This is a genomic window from Demequina mangrovi, from assembly GCF_000759715.1.
GTDB lineage: Bacteria > Actinomycetota > Actinomycetes > Actinomycetales > Demequinaceae > Demequina > Demequina mangrovi.
Genome location: NZ_BBLU01000014.1, coordinates 69,282 through 86,391 on the forward strand (window position 1 = coordinate 69,282; position 17,110 = coordinate 86,391).

Consider the following 17,110-nt stretch of genomic DNA (forward strand, 5'->3'; position numbering starts at 1 on the left):
ACTACTTGTCGGTGGACATGCCCACGGTCGACTTGATGGTGTCGATCTGCTCGTGGGGGGTGAGGTCCTTGTTCTTCTTGATGAGCGCCGAGCCGATGCCCACGAGGATGAGCACGATCAGCAGGATCGCGCCGCCCACCGTGAGCGCGGCGAGCCAGGCGGGCCACACCGTGGCGAGCCCGAGGATCGCGGCGGCGATGAACACGCCGACCATGAAGAACGCGAAGACGCCGGCGCCGATGTAGAGCCCGACGCCCACGCCGATCTTCTTGAGCTTGCTCGAGATCTCCTGCTTGGCCTTCTCGAGCTCCGCCTTGACGACCGTGGCCATACGACCGATCAGGCCGGCGACGATCGCGTTGACGAAGTAGCGGCCGAAGTTGTCGGACATTGGCACCTCCACTGGGATTGTCCCTAGTCAATCCTGTATCGGCAGGTGTCCGCAAATGAATGAGCCTGGCGCGGCGGACGTCCGGTCGCTAGCGTCGGCGTCATGACGCTCCCCACCGGTCGCAGGGTGCCGCTCGTCATCGACACGGACACGGCATCCGACGACTGCTTCGCGCTGCTTCTGGCGCTCCTCGACCCCCGGGCCGACCTCCGCGCCATCACCATCGCGCAGGGCAACGTGAGCTTCGATCAGCAGGTCCACAATGCGTTCCTCACGCTCGAGGTCGCGGGTCGCGTGGGCGAGGTGCCCGTGCACCTGGGGGAGCGCGAGGCGCTCGCCGGCGGCTGGATCGGCGCGGAGGACGTCCACGGCGACGGCGTGGGCGGGCAACGGCGCACCAACGACGCGCAGGCGGACCCGGAGCACGCGGTCGACGCGCTGCTGCGCCTCACCCGGGAGGCGCCGGGGGAGCTGAGCATCGTCGCGATCGGTCCGCTCACCAACCTCGCGCGCGCGGTCGAGCGGGACGCGGGCTTCGCCGGCCGGGTGAGGGAGCTCATCGTCATGGGCGGCTCGCTCGACGGCGTCGGCAACATCACCCCCGCCGCCGAGTACAACATCTACGCGGATCCCGAGGCGGCTGCGGCGGTGGTGGGTGCGGGCTTCCCGCTGCTGCGCTTCATCACGTGGTCGCCGGTGACGCTTCGGGACGCGATCTTCGATGCCGGGCGCGTCGAGCAGATCCGCGCGCTCGGCACGGGGCTCTCCGACTTCTTCGTGCGGGCGAACCAGGCGCCGTTCGATTTCGACACGTCGCACGGCGTGGGCGGCTCGACGCATCCGGACACGCTGTCGGTGCTGGCGGCCTTCGACCCGCGCATCGTCCGCGAGGAGCGCCCCTTTGCGCTCGGTGTGGTGCTCGAGGGGGAGCGGCGCGGCGCTACGGACTTCGAGATGGCGGACGATGCCTCGGCCGCGAACTGCACGGCGGTCACCGTCGCGGACGGGGAGCGGCTCTTCGCGACGATGCTCGGGATCCTCGCCGGGGAGGACTGAGCGGCTGCGCCTCTGCGGCCGGGACGCTACTTGGCCAGCACGAGGGTCGCGGAGGCGAGCATCGTGCCGCACAGCCCGTCCAGCGAGCGGGTCTCGCCTTCCGCGAGCCACGCGGCATGGCCGGTGCGGAACGCCAGCACGCAGAGCCCGGCGGCGAGCTGCGCGCGACGAGCGGACTCCCCGCGCTCCTGGAAGGCGCGCTCGAGGGCGGCGGTGATGCGCTGGAGCTTGAGCGCCTCGCGCTCCTGAAGCCCGGCGTCGGAGGCGATGATCGCGCCCCGCCTGCGGGCGTCCGCGCGGGCCTCCTCGGGGCAGAGCACGGCGACGTCGCGCAGGACGGCGCGGATGAGGTCGCGGAGCCCGATGTCCGGGTCCTGTGCGACCGCCGCGCGGCTGAACGCCGTCTCCAGGGCGTGCTCCGGATCGAAGAGGACCTCGCGCTTGTCCGCGAAATGGCGGTAGAAGGTGCGCTCGGTCACGCCCGCCACGGCGGCGATGCTCGCGACGGTCGTCGCGTCGAATCCGTACGTCTCGAAGGCGTCGAGAGCCGCCTGCTGCAGCCGTTCACGCGCGCCGGGGGCCCATCTCGCCATGGTCGCGAGCGTAGTGATGTCAGCCGCTGACATCAAATGGCGCCGTGATGTCAGCGTATGACATCATCCGGCGCTGCGCTCAGGGAGACGATCGTGTCGCATCCGCGTCGCCAGGGGGGCAAGGCGGATGGCCCGGGCTCAGCATGGGCACACCGTTCGGGGCCGAAGAGGACTACTACGCTGACCAGGAATCACCCCGAGCCGCTTGCACGAAAATCCTGACAGACCCAACGGGTCAGGCTCCATTGGTGCTGTCGCGTACTAGGAGATTGGCGTTTCATTGCCCTACTTGTTGATGCTCGTTGGGTCGGCGCTGAGTCTCTTCGCAGTCTTGCTTCTGAGGGACACGCGCCTTCACCCCGAGCGGCCGGGTCGTTGGGCCGCGCTCAGGGGCATGGCGAAGACTTGGTCGGATCTCGGGGTTAGCGAGAAGTTCGTGACGAGGGGCTATTACCTGAACACGGCGGGTCTGGTTCCGCTCGGCCTGGCGATTGCGCTTGTCGGCGCATTGCAGGCCGACGTTGTCGACGAGACGCCTTTTCTCCCAGTCGTGCTTGGGCTCCTCACTCTCTACATTGCATTTGGGTTGCTCGCGATGTGGGTCGCGCACTCAGGGCGTCCCTCGTGGCTGGTACCGCATCCCTTTCGCGCGTAGCCGGGCCGTTGAACCGTCCGCGTTGGTCCGGCGCTTCTAGGCGGCATCAAACCGGGGACGGTTCACCCTGATCCTGCCCCGATTATCCGTACTCGCTGGTGAGGGGTGGTGCGCTTGATGTCGTCGAGGGAGACGATGCATCATGCTCAATCCGTATCCGTCGGAGCTCCGTCGCCGTGCACTCGATCTGGTCGAGTCAGGGCGAGCTGGACGCACGGCGCGCCGCTCGGGAGAAGCAGAAAGCCCCCGCCGTGGCGGGGGCTTCTCTCGATGGTGGCTCCGACGGGCGTCGATCCCGTGACCTCACGATTTTCAGTCGTGCGCTCTACCAACTGAGCTACAGAGCCTGGCGCAGGGGCGTCCCCCCACTGAGACGAAGGCCCCTTCGAAGAAGGGGCCGACGCTCCGCGACCCTGACGGGACTTGAACCCGCGACCTCCGCCGTGACAGGGCGGCGCGCTAACCAACTGCGCTACAGGGCCTTGATCTCGCGAGAACCGCGAGCAAGACGTATGAAGTTTAGTACATCCTGGGACCGACTCAGTACCCCCAACGGGATTCGAACCCGTGCTACCGCCGTGAAAGGGCGGCGTCCTAGGCCGCTAGACGATGAGGGCTCGCTTCCACGCTAGGAATCCTTGCGCCGAGGCCTAGAAAACTATAGGGGTAATGGAGCGAAAAATCCAATCGAGCGTCTGCCAGGGACGATGCTCGGAGCACCGGCTGGGCGCCGCCGGCGGCGAGGGCGCCGGCCGCGGCCGTGGGAGCATCGTCACCATGGTGGAGATGACCCGCGAGGACTTCGAGAAGGCCGTCGACGACGCGATCGACGCGGTCCCCGAGGAGCTGCTCGACCTCATCGACAACTGCGTGATCCTCATCGAGGACGAGCCCGAGGGCGAGGATAAGGACCTGCTCGGCCTCTACGACGGCGTGGCCCTCACCGACCGCGGCGACCTCTGGGGCGGCGAGCTCCCCGACCGCATCCTCATCTACATGAACCCCACGTTGCGCATGTGCGAGGACGTGGAGGATGTCCGCGACGAGGTCGCGATCACCGTGGTCCACGAGATCGCCCACCACTTCGGCATCGACGACGCCCGCCTGCACGAGCTCGGCTGGGACTGACTCAGCCCGCGGGCGTCCAGCCCTGCCGGTCGAGGTCGTGCAGCAGCTTGGTGAGCACCGCCTGCGCCTCGGCCTCGGACTCGCACGCCTCGTAGCCCACGTGCGGGGGGCGGTCCGGCTGCGCCGTGTCGGTCGTGGTGACCACGACGGTGCAGCCGTCGTCCTCGACGCTCAACGTGCGCACCTGGGTCCCGTGCGCCATCGCGAAGGGTTCCATCCGTTCAGGCTATCCCCGCGCATCGTCCTCGCGCCGGACATGACGATGCCCCGGCCGCCCTCCTGCCGGGGCGACCGGGGCATCGTGCGCGGGTCAGTCCTCGTCGCCCTCGATGAAGGCGGGGGAGGCGACGGCGTGCGTGCCGGCGCGGCGGCCGATCCAGCCGAGGCCGTGGTAGATCGCGAGGGCGGCGAGGGCGCCCAGCGCGATGCCGTTGAAGACCATCGAGCCGGCGGTCGCGGTGAAGTCGGCGGTGCCGACGATGAGCGCGACGCCCGCGGTCACCAGGTTGACCGGGTTGGTGAAGTCGACCTTCGCCTCGACCCAGATCCGGGCGCCGAGCACCGCGATGAGGCCGAAGAGCAGCACCGACAGGCCGCCGAGGATGCCCACGGGGATGACGGCGACCATCGCGCCGAACTTGGGCACGAGGCTCAGCAGCAGCGCGACCGCGGCGGCGGCCCAGTAGGCCAGCGTCGAGTAGACGCGGGTGGCGGCCATGACACCGATGTTCTCGGCGTACGTCGTGGTGCCGGAGCCGCCGCCGAGTCCGGCGACGATGGTGGCGGTGCCGTCCGCGAGGAGCGCGCGGCCGGTCTCGGGGTCGAGGTTGCGGTCGGTCATCGCGGACACCGACTTGAGGTGGCCGATGTTCTCCGCGATGAGGATGATCACCACGGGCACGAAGGCGACGAGCACGGTGCCGTCGAACGTGGGCGTGTGGAACTCGGGGATGCCGAACCATGCGGCGTCGCCGATGTGCTCGAGCGCCGTCTGGCCGCCGAAGGAGTCGAGCGCGGTGGTCCACTCGCCGCGCAGCGCGGAGAAGACCGCGCCGATGATCGCGCCGACGAGGATCGCGATCCGGCTGATGAAGCCCTTGAACGCGACCATCGCGACCAGCGTCGCGGTCAGCGTGACGAGCGCCGTCCACGGGCTCGCCTCCCACTGGCTGCGCGCGGCGCCTGCGAGGTTGAGACCGATGAGCGCGACGACCGCGCCGGTCACCACGGGAGGCATCGAGCGGTCGATCCACCCCGAGCCGAAGCGCGAGACCACGAGGCCGACGATCGCGAGCAGGATGCCCGCGAGGAGGATGCCGCCGAGGCCCTTCGAGATGGTCTCGCCGTCGAGCGGGCCGTTGGCGGACGTCACGCCCGCGGCGGCCAGGGGTGCGATGAACGCGAAGCTCGAGCCCAGGTAGCTGGGCACGCGGTTGCGGGTGATGGTGAGGAACAGCGCGGTGCCGATCGCGCTGAAGAACATCGTGGTCGAGGCGGGCATGCCGGTGAGGGCCGGCACCAGCAGCGTCGAGCCCATCATCGCGAGGACGTGCTGCGCGCCGATGCCGAAGGTGCGGGGGTAGGACAGACGCTCGTCGGGGGCGACGGCCTTGCCGGGTGCGGCGTGCTTGCCGTCCCCGTGCAGCGTCCAGCTGAACATGCTCATGGTTCTCCTTGATGCGGGGGGACTGCGGTGAAACCTACTGGGCGGATGGGCGCGCCGATGCACCCCTCCACACGGTCGGCGCCGATACGGGCTCCTGCGATGCATCTTCGCGCGTCAGGCGGCGCGATGCGTGGGGGAGCGCAGAATCCGTGTGGAGGGGTGCAGAGGCGTGCGTGCCTCAGGCCTTGGGGTGCGCCGCCCAGGCGCTGTCGACCATCTCCTGGACGGTGTGGCGCATCGCCCAGCCGAGGTCGCGGGCCGCGAGGGTGCCGTCGGCGACGATCTTCGCGGGGTCGCCGGGGCGCCGCGGGCCCACGAGCGGCTCCTTGTCGGTGCCGGTCGCCTCGACCATCGCCTCGACGATCTCGCGCACCGAGGTGCCCGAGCCCGAGCCGAGGTTGTAGATCGGCTCGAGGGTGTCGCCCGCGTCGAGGCGCTGCGCCGCGACCACGTGGGCCGCCGCGAGGTCGCTCACGTGCACGTAGTCGCGCACGCAGGTGCCGTCGGGGGTCGGGTAGTCGGTGCCGTTGATCTGCGGCGCCCTGCCGGACTCGATGGTGAAGAACACCTTGGGGAAGAGGTTGTGCGGCGACGCGTCGTAGATGTCCGCGTAGCCGGAGCCCACCACGTTGAAGTAGCGCAGGCTGGTCGCGGCGAGCGGGGCGCCCGCCATCTCCGTCGCGATCACCTGGTCGCGGATGAGCCACTCGCCGATGAGCTTGGACTCGCCGTAGGGCGACTCGGGCACGGTGGGCGTGGTCTCGGTGACGAACTCGACCCCGGAGTTGCCGTAGACGCCCGCGGACGAGGAGAACACGAGGCGGCGCACGTCGGCGCGCTCCATCGCCTCGAGCAGGCTGCGGGTGCCGTCGACGTTCGCCTTGTAGTTCACCAGGGGGAACTTCACGGACTCGCCCGCGTACTTGTACCCGGCGCAGTGGATGACGCCGACCACGCCGTGCTCGCGCAGGAAGGCCTCGACGGCGTCGGTGTCGAGGATCGAGGCGTGCAGGAACGGCACGTCGGCGGGCACGAAGGCCTCGATGCCGCTCGAGAGGTCGTCGACCACGACGGGCGCGATGCCCGCCTCGGTGAGCGCGCGGACCACGTGCGCGCCGATGTAGCCGGCGCCGCCGGTGACAAGCCAGGACATGTCTCTCCTCCTAGAGGTCGCGGTGCGCGCCCGCGGCGGGGTTGACCACGAACACTATCGGGGCGGTGAAACCGGACTCGGCGAAGGCGGCCTCGACGGCGGCCCCCACCTCCTCGGCGCGTCCCGCGTCGACCAGCGCGATCGCGGCGCCGCCGAAGCCGCCGCCCGTCATGCGGGCGCCCACGGCGCCCTGCGTGAGCGCGGTCTCGACCGCGAGGTCGAGCTCGGGGCAGGAGATCTCGAAGTCGTCGCGCATCGAGGCGTGCGACTGGACCAGGAGGTCGCCGATCGCACGGGGACCGTCCTGCTGCACCACCTCGGCGGTGCGTGCGACGCGGGCGTTCTCGGTGATGACGTGCTTGACGCGGCGGTAGGTCTCGTCGTCGAGCGTCTCGAGCGCGCGCGGCAGGTCCGCCTCGCCGAGGTCGCGCAGCGAGTCGACGCCCATCGCGGCGGCGCCGTCCTCGCACGACTTGCGACGCGCGCCGTAGCCGCCAGTCGCATGCTCGTGGTGGACGCGGGTGTCGATCACCAGCAGCTCGAGCTCCTCGTCCGCGAAGTGCAGCGGGACCGGGTCCGCGGTCTCGGCACGCACGTCGATCAGCACGCCGTGGCCCGGCTCGCCCATGAGCGACGCGGTCTGGTCCATGTTGCCGGTCGGCGCGCCCACGGCGCCGTTCTCGGCCAGCTGGCAGATGTAGATGAGCTCGCGGCGGGTCAGGCCGAGCTCCCATTCGTCGTTGAGCGCGATCGCGACGGCGCACTCGATCGCGGCGGAGGAGGACAGGCCCGCACCCAGCGGGACGTCCGAGGCGAGCATGAGGTCGAAGCCGGTGCGGCCCTCGAGCGAGACGCCGCGCTGCTCCATGGCCCACACCACGCCGAAGACGTACGCGCTCCAGCCGTCGAAGCCGTCGGGGGAGAGCGCGTCGAGCGAGGCCTGCGCGGGCTCGGGCATCGCGCCGGAGTGCACGGTGAGGAGGCGGTCCTCGCGGTGGCCGACCGCGGCCCACGTGCGGCGCTCGATCGCGAACGGGAACACCAGGCCGTCGTTGTAGTCGGTGTGCTCGCCGATGAGGTTGACGCGCCCGGGGGCGGACCAGACGCCGTCGGGGCGGCGCCCGTAGCGGTCCTCGAAGTCGTCGGCGGTGGATTCGGCCGAGGGGATGTCGATCACTGTGCGCTCCACGGGTCGTCGTCGTCCGCATGACGCCGCGGGTGCGTCATGCGTGCTGCTCCACGGGGCGTCCGCGTCCCATGCTCCCATGCGGGGCGGTGCCCCGCGAGGGGCCCGGTGCGCCGAGCGTCCCCGCGCACGGCCGCCGCCCGAGGGGGCGTCCGCCGTGCATCGTCCCCACGATGTTATCGTCAACATGGCGGCGTGGAGACGGGGCCGAGGTCCCGGCGGCGCGGTCCCGGTCGCCGCGCGACGGGGTCGGCTACCCTGACGGCCATGACACCCGAGCGCCCCGCGCCGCTGGCCAAGCAGGGCCGAGGGCCGAGCATGCACGATGTCGCGGCGAGGGCGGGCGTGTCCCACCAGACCGTGTCCCGCGTGCTCAACGACTTCCCCGGCATCCGCCCCGAGACGCGCGAGCGGGTCCAGCAGGCGATCCGTGAGCTCGGCTACCGCCGCAACATGGCCGCGCGGGCGCTCGCGACAGGCCGCTCCGAGGTCATCGGCGTGATCATGCCGGAGGTGCCGCACTTCGGGCCCACCAGCACGCTCTACGCGATCGAGCATGCCGCCAAGCAGGTGGGCTTCAAGCCGCTCATCACCACCGCGTCGTGGGATCCCGAGTCGATGGGGCAGGCGCTCGACTTCCTGCTCGGCCGCGCGGTCGACGCGCTCGTCGTGATGGCCCAGCACCCGGACGTGCTCGCGGCCGTCGATGCGATCACCGATGTCCCCGTGCTCTTCGTGCTCACCGGCAACTCCCATGCCGAGCGCTCGGTCGCGGTCGACCAGGAGCGCGGCACGCGCCTCGCGCTCGAGCACCTCTACGGCCTCGGCCACCGCCGCTTCCAGCACATCACCGGCATCGCCGGCCTCACCGAGGCGCAGCTGAGGCGCGACACCTTCGTCGCCTTCCTCGACGAGCACGGTCTCGAGCGCTACCCGATCCTCGAGGGGGACTGGAGCGCCGATGCGGGCTACCGCGCCGGCCTCGAGGTCGACGACGACGTCACCGCGCTTTTCGTCGCCAACGACCCGATGGCGATCGGCGCGATCCACGCGCTCGAGGAGCGCGGCAAGCGCGTGCCCGAGGACGTCTCGGTGGTCGGCTTCGACGACGTCCCGGAGGCCGGCTACACGCACCCCGGACTCACCACGGTGCACCAGGACTTCACCGAGGTGGGCCTGCGCGCGGTCTCGCTCATCTTCGCCGCGATCAACGGCAAGGAGCCCGGCGTGGTCGAGCCGGTCGAGCCGTGGCTGGTCGAGCGCGCCTCGACGGGTCCCGCGCCCTCCTGAGCCCTTCCGGGTGAGGACGAGGGGCGCCTCGGCTAGCGTGGACGAGGGCCGCGGCACGCCCGCGGTCGCGATGGGACCAACGGCCCCTGAACGGGGCGCCGCAACCGGTATGTTAACGTTAAAACCAGCGACACTCTCAGACAGGCGACGGGGCCTCAGGACCGGCATCAGGACGGTCACGAGCCCTCCGTGCCGGGCCGAGAGGTGAGCGCGATCGAACGGCACCGAGGCAAGGAGACCTCCGCATGACCAGCTTCACCCCCGAGCAGGAGGCAGCGATCCTCCGCAGCCGCGAGAAGGTCGCGGCGCTCCATTCCGAGCTCACCCGCTACAACCTCGTGGTGTGGACCGGCGGAAACGTGTCGGAGCGCGTGCCCGGCACGCAGCACTTCGTCATCAAGCCCTCGGGCGTGGACTACGACGACCTGGCCCCCGAGAACATGATCCTGTGCGACCTCGACGGCAACGTGGTCCCCGGCTCGCTCGGCTCGGACCGCAGCCCCTCCTCCGACACGGCCGCGCACGCCTACGTGTACCGCGCCATGCCGAGCGTCGGCGGCGTGGTCCACACCCACTCGACCTACGCGACCGCGTGGGCCGCCCGCAACGAGCCCATCCCCTGCCACATCACCGGCATGGCGGACGAGTTCGGCGGCGAGATCCCCGTCGGCCCGTTCGCGATCATCGGCGACGACTCCATCGGCCGCGGCATCGTCGCGACGCTCGAGGGTCACCGCTCGCGCGCCGTCCTCATGGCCAACCACGGCGTCTTCACCATCGGCAAGGACGCGCGTGACGCCGTCAAGGCCGCGGTCATGTGCGAGGACGTCGCCAAGACCACCCACATCGCCCGCCAGGGCGGTGCGCTCGTCGACATCCCCGAGGGCAAGATCGACGCGCTCTTCGACCGCTACCAGAACGTCTACGGACAGAAGCCGCAGGGAGGCATGCAGTGAGCTCCATCGTCCCGAACCTCGCCGAGTACGAGGTCTGGTTCCTCACCGGATCCCAGACCCTCTACGGCGACGAGGTCCTCAAGCAGGTCGCCGACCAGTCCACCGAGGTCGTCGAGACCCTGAAGGCCTCCGGGAACATCCCGGCGACGGTCGTGTGGAAGCCGGTCGTCAAGAACCGCGACGAGATCCTCGAGACCATCATGGCCGCGAACGCGGACCCCAAGGTCATCGGCGTCATCACCTGGATGCACACCTTCTCCCCGGCGAAGATGTGGATCGCGGGCCTCAACGCGCTGCAGAAGCCGCTGCTCCACCTCGCCACCCAGGCGAACCTCGAGCTGCCGTGGTCGACCATCGACTTCGACTTCATGAACCTCAACCAGGCCGCGCACGGCGACCGTGAGTACGCGTACATCGAGTCGCGCATGAACGTCGCCCGCACCACCGTCGTCGGCCACCCGTCGACCCCGGCCGTGTCCGAGCGCATCGGCGTCTGGTCGCGTGCCGCCGCCGGCGCCGCCGCCGCCAAGAACCTCAAGGTCGCTCGCTTCGGCGACAACATGCGCTTCGTGGCCGTCACCGAGGGCGACAAGACCGAGGCCGAGATCAAGCTCGGCGCCCAGATCAACACCTGGGGCGTCAACGAGCTCGCCGACCGCGTCAAGGCCGTCTCCGACGCCGACATCGACGCGATGGTGGACGTCTACCTCGCCGAGTACGAGGTGGTGCCCGAGCTGCTCAAGGGCGGCGACCGTCACGAGTCGCTGCGCGACGCGGCTGCGATCGAGGTCGCGCTGCGCTCGTTCCTCGAGGAGGGCGGCTTCGGCGCCTTCACCGACACCTTCGAGGACCTCGGCGAGCTCAAGCAGCTGCCCGGCCTCGCGGTCCAGCGCCTCATGGCCGACGGCTACGGCTTCGGCGCCGAGGGCGACTGGAAGACCGCGATCCTGGTGCACCTGTGCGCGGTCATGGGCGCGGGCCTGCCCGGCGGCTCCTCGCTCATGGAGGACTACACGTACCACCTCGTGCCCGGCCAGGAGCTCTCGCTCGGCGCCCACATGCTCGAGGTGAACCCCGCCCTCTCGTCGAAGAAGGCGCGCCTCGAGATCCACCCGCTCGGCATCGGCGGCAAGGAGGACCCGGTCCGCCTGGTCTTCACCGCGGACGCGGGCGAGGCCGTCGTCGTGGCACTGTCCGACATGCGCGACCGCTTCCGCCTCGTGGCGAACGTGGTCGACAACGTCGACCTGCCCGAGCCCATGCCGAACCTCCCGGTGGGCCACGCGGTGTGGACGCCCCGCCCGGACTTCACCACGGCCGTCGCGTCGTGGCTGCAGACCGGTGGCGCGCACCACACGGCGATGTCCAACCAGATCGGCATCGACGTGATCAAGGACTTCGCGAAGATGGTGGGCATCGAGCTCCTCGTCATCGACGAGGACACCACCTACGAGGGCTTCGAGCAGCAGATCCGCTGGAACAACGCGTACTACGCGATGGGCGGCCGCTGACGGTCTGAAGGCGCCTGAGCGGCGCCGCACGGGAAGGCCCCGACCGGGTTCCGGTCGGGGCCTTCCTCGTGTCCGCAGGGCCGCCGGAGCGCCGCGCTCCGGGGGTGCGCCGGGCCGCGACATGTCCGTTTCGTCATCGCTCGAGCCGGCGCGCGGTTCCCGACTGTGCTCTCGAACAGGCTGAGAGCGCTCCCAGGATCTCGGCAAAAGCCCTGGTAAACCATTTTAATTCACGGTGTTCACGCCTCGTGATCGCATTGTGACGGATTTTGTTTGACGTTTGTTGTGAACGCAAACACACTTGGTGACGCACGGTCAGCAACGATGCGGACCGGTATCTCGAGGAGGAGATATGAAGTTCAGGAAGTTCCTGGCGGCAGGCGCCGGTGCGGCCCTCGCTTTCAGCCTGGCGGCCTGCTCCGGCGGCGGCGCGGGTTCCGAGTCGGAGAGCTCGGCGGACGCGACCGGCGGCACCGACGGCGGCACCATGACCGAGGCCGGCGGCACCATCGGTGTGGCGATGCCGACCCAGACCTCCGAGCGCTGGATCGCCGACGGCGACGCGGTCGAGGCGGGCCTGACGGAGCTCGGCTACGACGTCGACCTCCAGTTCGGCAACGACGACATCCCGACCCAGGCGGCGCAGATCGACGCCATGATCACCTCGGGTGTCGACGCGCTGATCATCGCCGCGATCGACGGCACCGCCCTCACCACCCAGCTGCAGCAGGCGGCCGACGCGGACATCCCCGTCATCGCCTACGACCGTCTCATCAACGGCAGCGAGAACGTCGACTTCTACGTGACGTTCGACAACTACACGGTCGGCGTCCAGCAGGCCACCTCGCTGCTCGTGGGCCTCGGCGTCCTCGAGGAGGACGGCGTGACGGAGACCGGCGAGACCGGCCCGTTCAACATCGAGATCTTCGCCGGCTCGCCCGACGACAACAACGCGACCTTCTTCTACAACGGCGCGATGGACACCCTGCAGCCCTACCTCGACGCCGGCACGCTCGTGGTGCCGTCGGAGGAGACGGACTTCAAGACCGTCGCGATCCTCCGCTGGCAGCAGGAGACCGCGCAGAAGCGCATGGAGGACCTGCTGACCTCCACGTACGTCGGCACCGACCTCGAGCTCGACGGCGTGCTGTCGCCCTACGACGGTCTCTCGCGAGGCATCATCACCGCGCTCCAGAACGGCGGCTACTCGGGCACCGTCGCCGACGGCTTCCCGGCCGTCTCCGGTCAGGACGCGGAGATCGCCTCCGTGAAGCTGATCGCGGACGACGTCCAGTTCGCGACGATCTTCAAGGACACCCGCAAGCTCGCGGCGCAGGCCGTGACCTCCGCGGTGGCGTTCCTCGAGGGCGGCGAGCCCGAGGCGAACGACACCGAGACGTACGACAACGGCGTCAAGGTTGTCCCGTCCTACCTGCTCGAGTCGGACATCGTCTACGCGAGCAACATCCAGTCGCTGCTGGTCGACTCCGGCTACTGGACCGCTGAGGAAGTGGAGTCCGGTCAGGCCTCCTGATCCGGCTGCGGTGCCGGCCCTTCGGGGCCGGCACCGCCCACCCCTTCCCAGACACCCCCTCTCTCACACCCATGGAGGTGAGACATGCCGAAGCACATCCTTGAGATGAGGAAGATCACCAAGACCTTCCCCGGCGTCAAGGCGCTCTCGGCCGTCGAGCTCAGCGTGATCGACGGCGAGATCCACGGCATCTGCGGCGAGAACGGCGCAGGAAAGTCGACGCTGATGAAGGTGCTGTCGGGTGTCTACCCCCACGGCACGTACGAAGGCGACATCGTCTACGACGGCGAGGTCCAGCAGTTCCACTCGATCCCCGACTCGGAGCGTCAGGGCATCGTCATCATCCACCAGGAGCTCGCGCTCATCCCCTACCTCTCGGTGGCGGAGAACATCTTCCTCGGCAACGAGCGCCGCGGGAAGAACGGCATGATCGACTGGAACCTCACCAACCACGAGGCCGCGAAGCTCCTCGAGCAGGTCGGCCTCCACGAGAACCCTCTGACCCCGGTCAACCAGCTGGGCGTCGGCAAGCAGCAGCTCATCGAGATCGCGAAGGCGCTGTCCAAGGACGTGCGGCTCCTCATCCTCGACGAGCCGACCGCGGCCCTCAACGACGACGACTCCGAGCACCTGCTCGAGCTGCTGCGCTCGCTCAAGGCGCGCGGCATCACGTCGATCATGATCTCCCACAAGCTCAACGAGATCGAGGAGATCTGCGACCGCACCACGATCATCCGTGACGGTCACTCGATCGAGACGATCGACATCGCCGAGGGTGGCGGCAACCAGGACCGCATCATCCGCGGCATGGTCGGCCGCGACCTCACCAACCGCTACCCCAAGCGCGAGCACGTGGTGGGCGACGAGGTCTTCCGCGTGGAGGACTGGACCGTCTACCACCCCACCCAGCCGGGCCGCGTGGTCGTGGACAACGCGACGTTCAGCGTGCGCAAGGGCGAGGTCATCGGAATCGCGGGCGTCATGGGCGCCGGCCGCACCGAGCTCGCGATGAGCATCTTCGGACGCTCGTACGGGCGCGACATCACGGGCCGCACCTACCTCCACGGCGAGGAGATCCGCATCCGCGACGTGTCCGAGGCGATCTCGCACGGGCTCGCCTACGCGACCGAGGACCGCAAGCGCTACGGGCTCAACCTCATCGAGGACGTGCGCCGCAACATCTCCGCCGCTGCGCTGTTCAAGCTTGCCAAGCGCGGGTGGGTCGACGGCAACAAGGAGATCAAGGTCGCGGAGGAGTACCGCGCCTCGATGAACATCAAGACCCCGTCGGTCATGCAGACCGTCGGCAACCTCTCGGGCGGCAACCAGCAGAAGGTGGTGCTGTCCAAGTGGATCTACTCGGACGCCGAGGTGCTCATCCTCGACGAGCCGACGCGCGGCATCGACGTCGGCGCGAAGTACGAGATCTACACCATCATCAACCGCCTGGTGGCGGCGGGTAAGGCGGTCATCATCATCTCGTCCGAGCTCCCTGAGCTGCTCGGCACGTGCGACCGCATCTACACGCTGGCCTTCGGCGTCGTGACCGGCGAGCTGCCGGTCGCCGAGGCCACCCAGGAGAAGCTCATGACCCTGATGACTCAGGAGAAGGCGAGTACCACCACCATGGACAAGGAGGCCCGGGCATGACCGGCACGGCTAACATCCGGGAGCTGATCACGCGGAACATCCGCACCAGCGGCATCTACCTCGCCTTCATCGCCATCATCGCGGTGTTCGCGATCTGGACCGACGGCAAGCTGCTGAGCCCCGGCAACGTCACCAACCTGGTGCTGCAGTACTCCTACATCCTGATCCTCGCGATCGGCATGGTGATGGTGATCATCGCCGGCCACATCGACCTCTCGGTCGGATCGGTGGTGGCGTTCACGGGCGCCGTGTCCGCCGTGGTGGTCATCCGGCATGACATGCCGTGGTGGGTCGGCGTGCTCGCCGCGCTCGGCGTCGGCTCCCTCATCGGCGCATGGCAGGGCTTCTGGGTCGCGTTCGTCGGCATCCCCGCGTTCATCACGACCCTGTCCGGCATGCTCCTGTTCCGTGGCCTCACCTGGGTGACGCTCGACAACATCTCGCTGTCGCCGTTCCCCGCGGAGTACCAGAACATCGCCAACGGCTTCTTCAACGGGGTCCTCGGCGGCAACGGCTACGACGTCTTCACGCTCGTGGTGTTCGCGATCGCGCTGCTCGGCTACTTCTACTCGACCTACCGCACGCGTCGCAGCCGCATCGCGTACGAGCAGCCGGTCGAGGCGTTCCCGCTGTTCATCGTCAAGCTCGTCGTCGTCTCGTTCGTCGTGATGTGGTTCGCCTGGCAGCTGGCCAACGCGCGTGGTCTGCCGTTCGTCCTCATCATCCTGGCGGCGCTCATCATCATCTACTCGCTCGTCACGCAGCGCACCGTCTTCGGTCGCCACGTGTACGCGATCGGCGGCAACCTCTCCGCCGCGATGCTCTCGGGCGTCAAGGTCAAGTGGGTGAACTTCGGCGTCATGCTCAACATGGGCATCCTCGCCTCGGTCGCCGGCGTCGTGTTCTCGTCACGCATGAACTCGGCCCAGCCCTCGGCTGGAAACATGTTCGAGCTCGACGCGATCGCCGCCTGCTTCATCGGTGGCGCGGCCGTCACCGGCGGTGTGGGCCGCGTGACCGGAGCCATGGTCGGTGGTCTGATCATGGCGGTGATGTCGAACGGCATGTCGCTCCTCGGCGTCGACCAGTCGATGGTGCAGATCGTCAAGGGCCTCGTCCTGCTGCTCGCGGTCGCCTTCGACGTCTACAACAAGCGCCGCGCGGGCGCCCGCTAGGACACCGCGTCGCACGAGGGGCCTCGGGGACTCCCCGAGGCCCCTCGTCGCGTGTCCGGGCGCCGCGTCGGGGGAGGCCCCGGGGCGTCGCGCGCACTGAGAGCGCTCCTAGTCCATACTCGTAAGCGAAGCGAGGAGAGATACCAGTGACGAAGCTGCGTGGACGCCGGCCCACCATCGACGATGTGGCCACGGAGGCGGGGGTGTCCCGCGGCACCGTGTCCCGTGTCCTCAACGGGAGCCATTGGGTCTCCGAGACCGCGCGCATCCAGGTCGAGAAGGCCATCAAGTCGACGGGCTACCGGATCAACCCGCACGCCCGCTCGCTCGCGACCAGCCGGACCGGCTCGGTCGGCTTCCTGCTCACCGAGTCCTACGAGCGCTTCTTCTCGGACCCGAACTTCCTGCACATCCTGCGCTCCTGCGCCGACGCGCTCGCGGAGCACGGCATGACGCTCGTGCTCATCATGGCGGACACGCTCGAGGAGCGCCGCCGGGCCACCGAGTACCTCACGGGCGGGCACGTCGACGGCGCGCTCGTGGTCTCCGCGCACCGGGACGGCCAGGAGTTCATGGCGGCGTTGCTCGAGGCGCGCCTCCCGGTGATCTCCGCGGGCATCCCGCTCGGCTTCGAGGAGCAGGTGGGCTACGTCACGGCGGACGATGACGGCGGCGCGCGTGCCATCCTCGAGCTGCTGCTCGCGCGGGGCCGCACCCGCATCGCGCACATCGCGGGTCCGCAGGACACCTCGGGCGGCACGGGGCGCCTGGCGGCGTTCCGCACGGTGCTCGGCGACGACTTCTCCGATGAGCGGGTGGTCTACGGCGACTACAGCCGCGAGTCGGGCGCGCGTGCGATGCGCGAGCTGCTCGCGCGCGAGGTCTCGTTCGACGCGATCTTCGCGGGCAACGACCTCATGGCGGCCGGCGCGATGGACGTGCTCGAGGAGGCGGGCATCCAGGTACCGGACGATGTCGCGGTCGTCGGCTTCGACGACGCTCCTGCGGCGTGCGAGACCGTGCCGCAGCTCACGACCGTGCGCCAGCCCTTCGACCGGGTGAGCGAGGAGATGGTGCGCCTGCTCGTGGACGAGATCAACGGCCGGCCCGCCGGCCGCGTGGTGATCCCGACCGAGATCGTGGAGCGCGGGACCGTCTAGCGTCCG

15 protein-coding genes and 3 tRNA genes are annotated in these 17,110 nt (G+C 69.3%); 9 read left to right on the plus strand and 9 right to left on the minus strand.

Annotation, left to right across the window (positions count from 1 at the left end; genetic code table 11):
* Position 1 precedes the first annotated feature (1 nt).
* Positions 2–391, minus strand: a complete 390-nt coding sequence (locus TR42_RS11000; RefSeq protein ID WP_042215782.1) for a phage holin family protein — start codon at positions 389–391, stop codon at positions 2–4.
* A 102-nt stretch (positions 392–493) separates the two neighbouring features.
* Here TR42_RS11000 and TR42_RS11005 point away from each other — a divergent pair, with 102 nt between their 5' ends.
* On the plus strand, positions 494–1,447 hold the full coding sequence (locus tag TR42_RS11005) for a nucleoside hydrolase (protein WP_042215784.1): 954 nt from the start codon (positions 494–496) through the stop codon (positions 1,445–1,447).
* Positions 1,448–1,473: 26 nt separating this feature from the next.
* On the opposite strand, the gene TR42_RS11010 is transcribed toward TR42_RS11005, so the two are convergent.
* The 4 genes from TR42_RS11010 to TR42_RS11030 form a co-directional block, all read right to left on the minus strand.
* Positions 1,474–2,040 carry a TetR/AcrR family transcriptional regulator gene (locus tag TR42_RS11010; RefSeq protein WP_042215787.1) on the minus strand — a complete coding sequence of 189 codons (567 nt, stop codon included), beginning with the start codon at positions 2,038–2,040 and terminating at the stop codon, positions 1,474–1,476.
* Between the two features lie 926 nt (positions 2,041–2,966).
* A tRNA-Phe gene (locus TR42_RS11020) sits at positions 2,967–3,042 on the minus strand.
* A 61-nt stretch (positions 3,043–3,103) separates the two neighbouring features.
* Positions 3,104–3,177: transfer RNA gene (locus tag TR42_RS11025), tRNA-Asp, on the minus strand.
* Positions 3,178–3,239: 62 nt separating this feature from the next.
* Positions 3,240–3,312, minus strand: a tRNA-Glu gene (locus TR42_RS11030).
* Positions 3,313–3,364: 52 nt separating this feature from the next.
* On the opposite strand from TR42_RS11030, the gene TR42_RS11035 reads away from it, so the two are divergent.
* A complete protein-coding gene (locus TR42_RS11035) occupies positions 3,365–3,823 on the plus strand; it encodes a metallopeptidase family protein (protein ID WP_342341835.1) in 459 nt (152 codons plus the stop codon).
* Position 3,824: 1 nt separating this feature from the next.
* Here the strand turns inward: TR42_RS11035 and TR42_RS11040 are convergent, their stop codons facing one another.
* From TR42_RS11040 to galK, 4 genes are all read right to left on the minus strand, one after another.
* Complete coding sequence (locus TR42_RS11040) at positions 3,825–4,040, minus strand: hypothetical protein (RefSeq protein WP_042215793.1); 216 nt, start codon at positions 4,038–4,040, stop codon at positions 3,825–3,827.
* Between the two features lie 93 nt (positions 4,041–4,133).
* Positions 4,134–5,489, minus strand: a complete 1,356-nt coding sequence (locus tag TR42_RS11045; RefSeq protein WP_042215795.1) for a uracil-xanthine permease family protein — start codon at positions 5,487–5,489, stop codon at positions 4,134–4,136.
* A gap of 178 nt (positions 5,490–5,667) precedes the next feature.
* Entirely contained in the window at positions 5,668–6,642 is a 975-nt protein-coding gene (gene galE / locus TR42_RS11050) for a UDP-glucose 4-epimerase GalE (protein ID WP_042215796.1), read from the minus strand.
* A gap of 10 nt (positions 6,643–6,652) precedes the next feature.
* The gene (gene galK / locus TR42_RS11055) at positions 6,653–7,831 is read right to left on the minus strand and encodes a galactokinase (RefSeq protein ID WP_236623432.1); all 1,179 of its coding nucleotides are present in this window, start codon (positions 7,829–7,831) and stop codon (positions 6,653–6,655) included.
* A gap of 264 nt (positions 7,832–8,095) precedes the next feature.
* Here galK and TR42_RS11060 point away from each other — a divergent pair, with 264 nt between their 5' ends.
* From TR42_RS11060 to TR42_RS11090, 7 genes are all read left to right on the plus strand, one after another.
* Positions 8,096–9,118: a LacI family DNA-binding transcriptional regulator gene (locus TR42_RS11060; RefSeq protein WP_042215798.1), complete on the plus strand. Its 1,023-nt coding sequence runs from the start codon at positions 8,096–8,098 to the stop codon at positions 9,116–9,118.
* Between the two features lie 245 nt (positions 9,119–9,363).
* Entirely contained in the window at positions 9,364–10,074 is a 711-nt protein-coding gene (locus TR42_RS11065) for an L-ribulose-5-phosphate 4-epimerase (protein ID WP_042215800.1), read from the plus strand.
* On the plus strand, positions 10,071–11,585 hold the full coding sequence (gene araA / locus TR42_RS11070) for an L-arabinose isomerase (protein WP_042215802.1): 1,515 nt from the start codon (positions 10,071–10,073) through the stop codon (positions 11,583–11,585). Before TR42_RS11065 ends, araA begins: the two co-directional genes overlap by 4 nt.
* Before the next feature lie 352 nt (positions 11,586–11,937).
* Positions 11,938–13,119, plus strand: a complete 1,182-nt coding sequence (gene chvE / locus TR42_RS11075) for a multiple monosaccharide ABC transporter substrate-binding protein (RefSeq protein WP_042215805.1) — start codon at positions 11,938–11,940, stop codon at positions 13,117–13,119.
* Positions 13,120–13,203: 84 nt separating this feature from the next.
* Positions 13,204–14,769 carry a multiple monosaccharide ABC transporter ATP-binding protein gene (gene mmsA / locus TR42_RS11080; RefSeq protein WP_042215807.1) on the plus strand — a complete coding sequence of 522 codons (1,566 nt, stop codon included), beginning with the start codon at positions 13,204–13,206 and terminating at the stop codon, positions 14,767–14,769.
* Positions 14,766–15,944, plus strand: a complete 1,179-nt coding sequence (gene mmsB, locus TR42_RS11085) for a multiple monosaccharide ABC transporter permease (protein ID WP_042215810.1) — start codon at positions 14,766–14,768, stop codon at positions 15,942–15,944. The genes mmsA and mmsB overlap by 4 nt, the downstream gene beginning before the upstream one ends.
* Positions 15,945–16,090: 146 nt before the next feature.
* Positions 16,091–17,104, plus strand: coding sequence for a LacI family DNA-binding transcriptional regulator (locus TR42_RS11090; protein WP_052405979.1), 1,014 nt, complete (start codon positions 16,091–16,093; stop codon positions 17,102–17,104).
* Positions 17,105–17,110 lie beyond the last annotated feature (6 nt).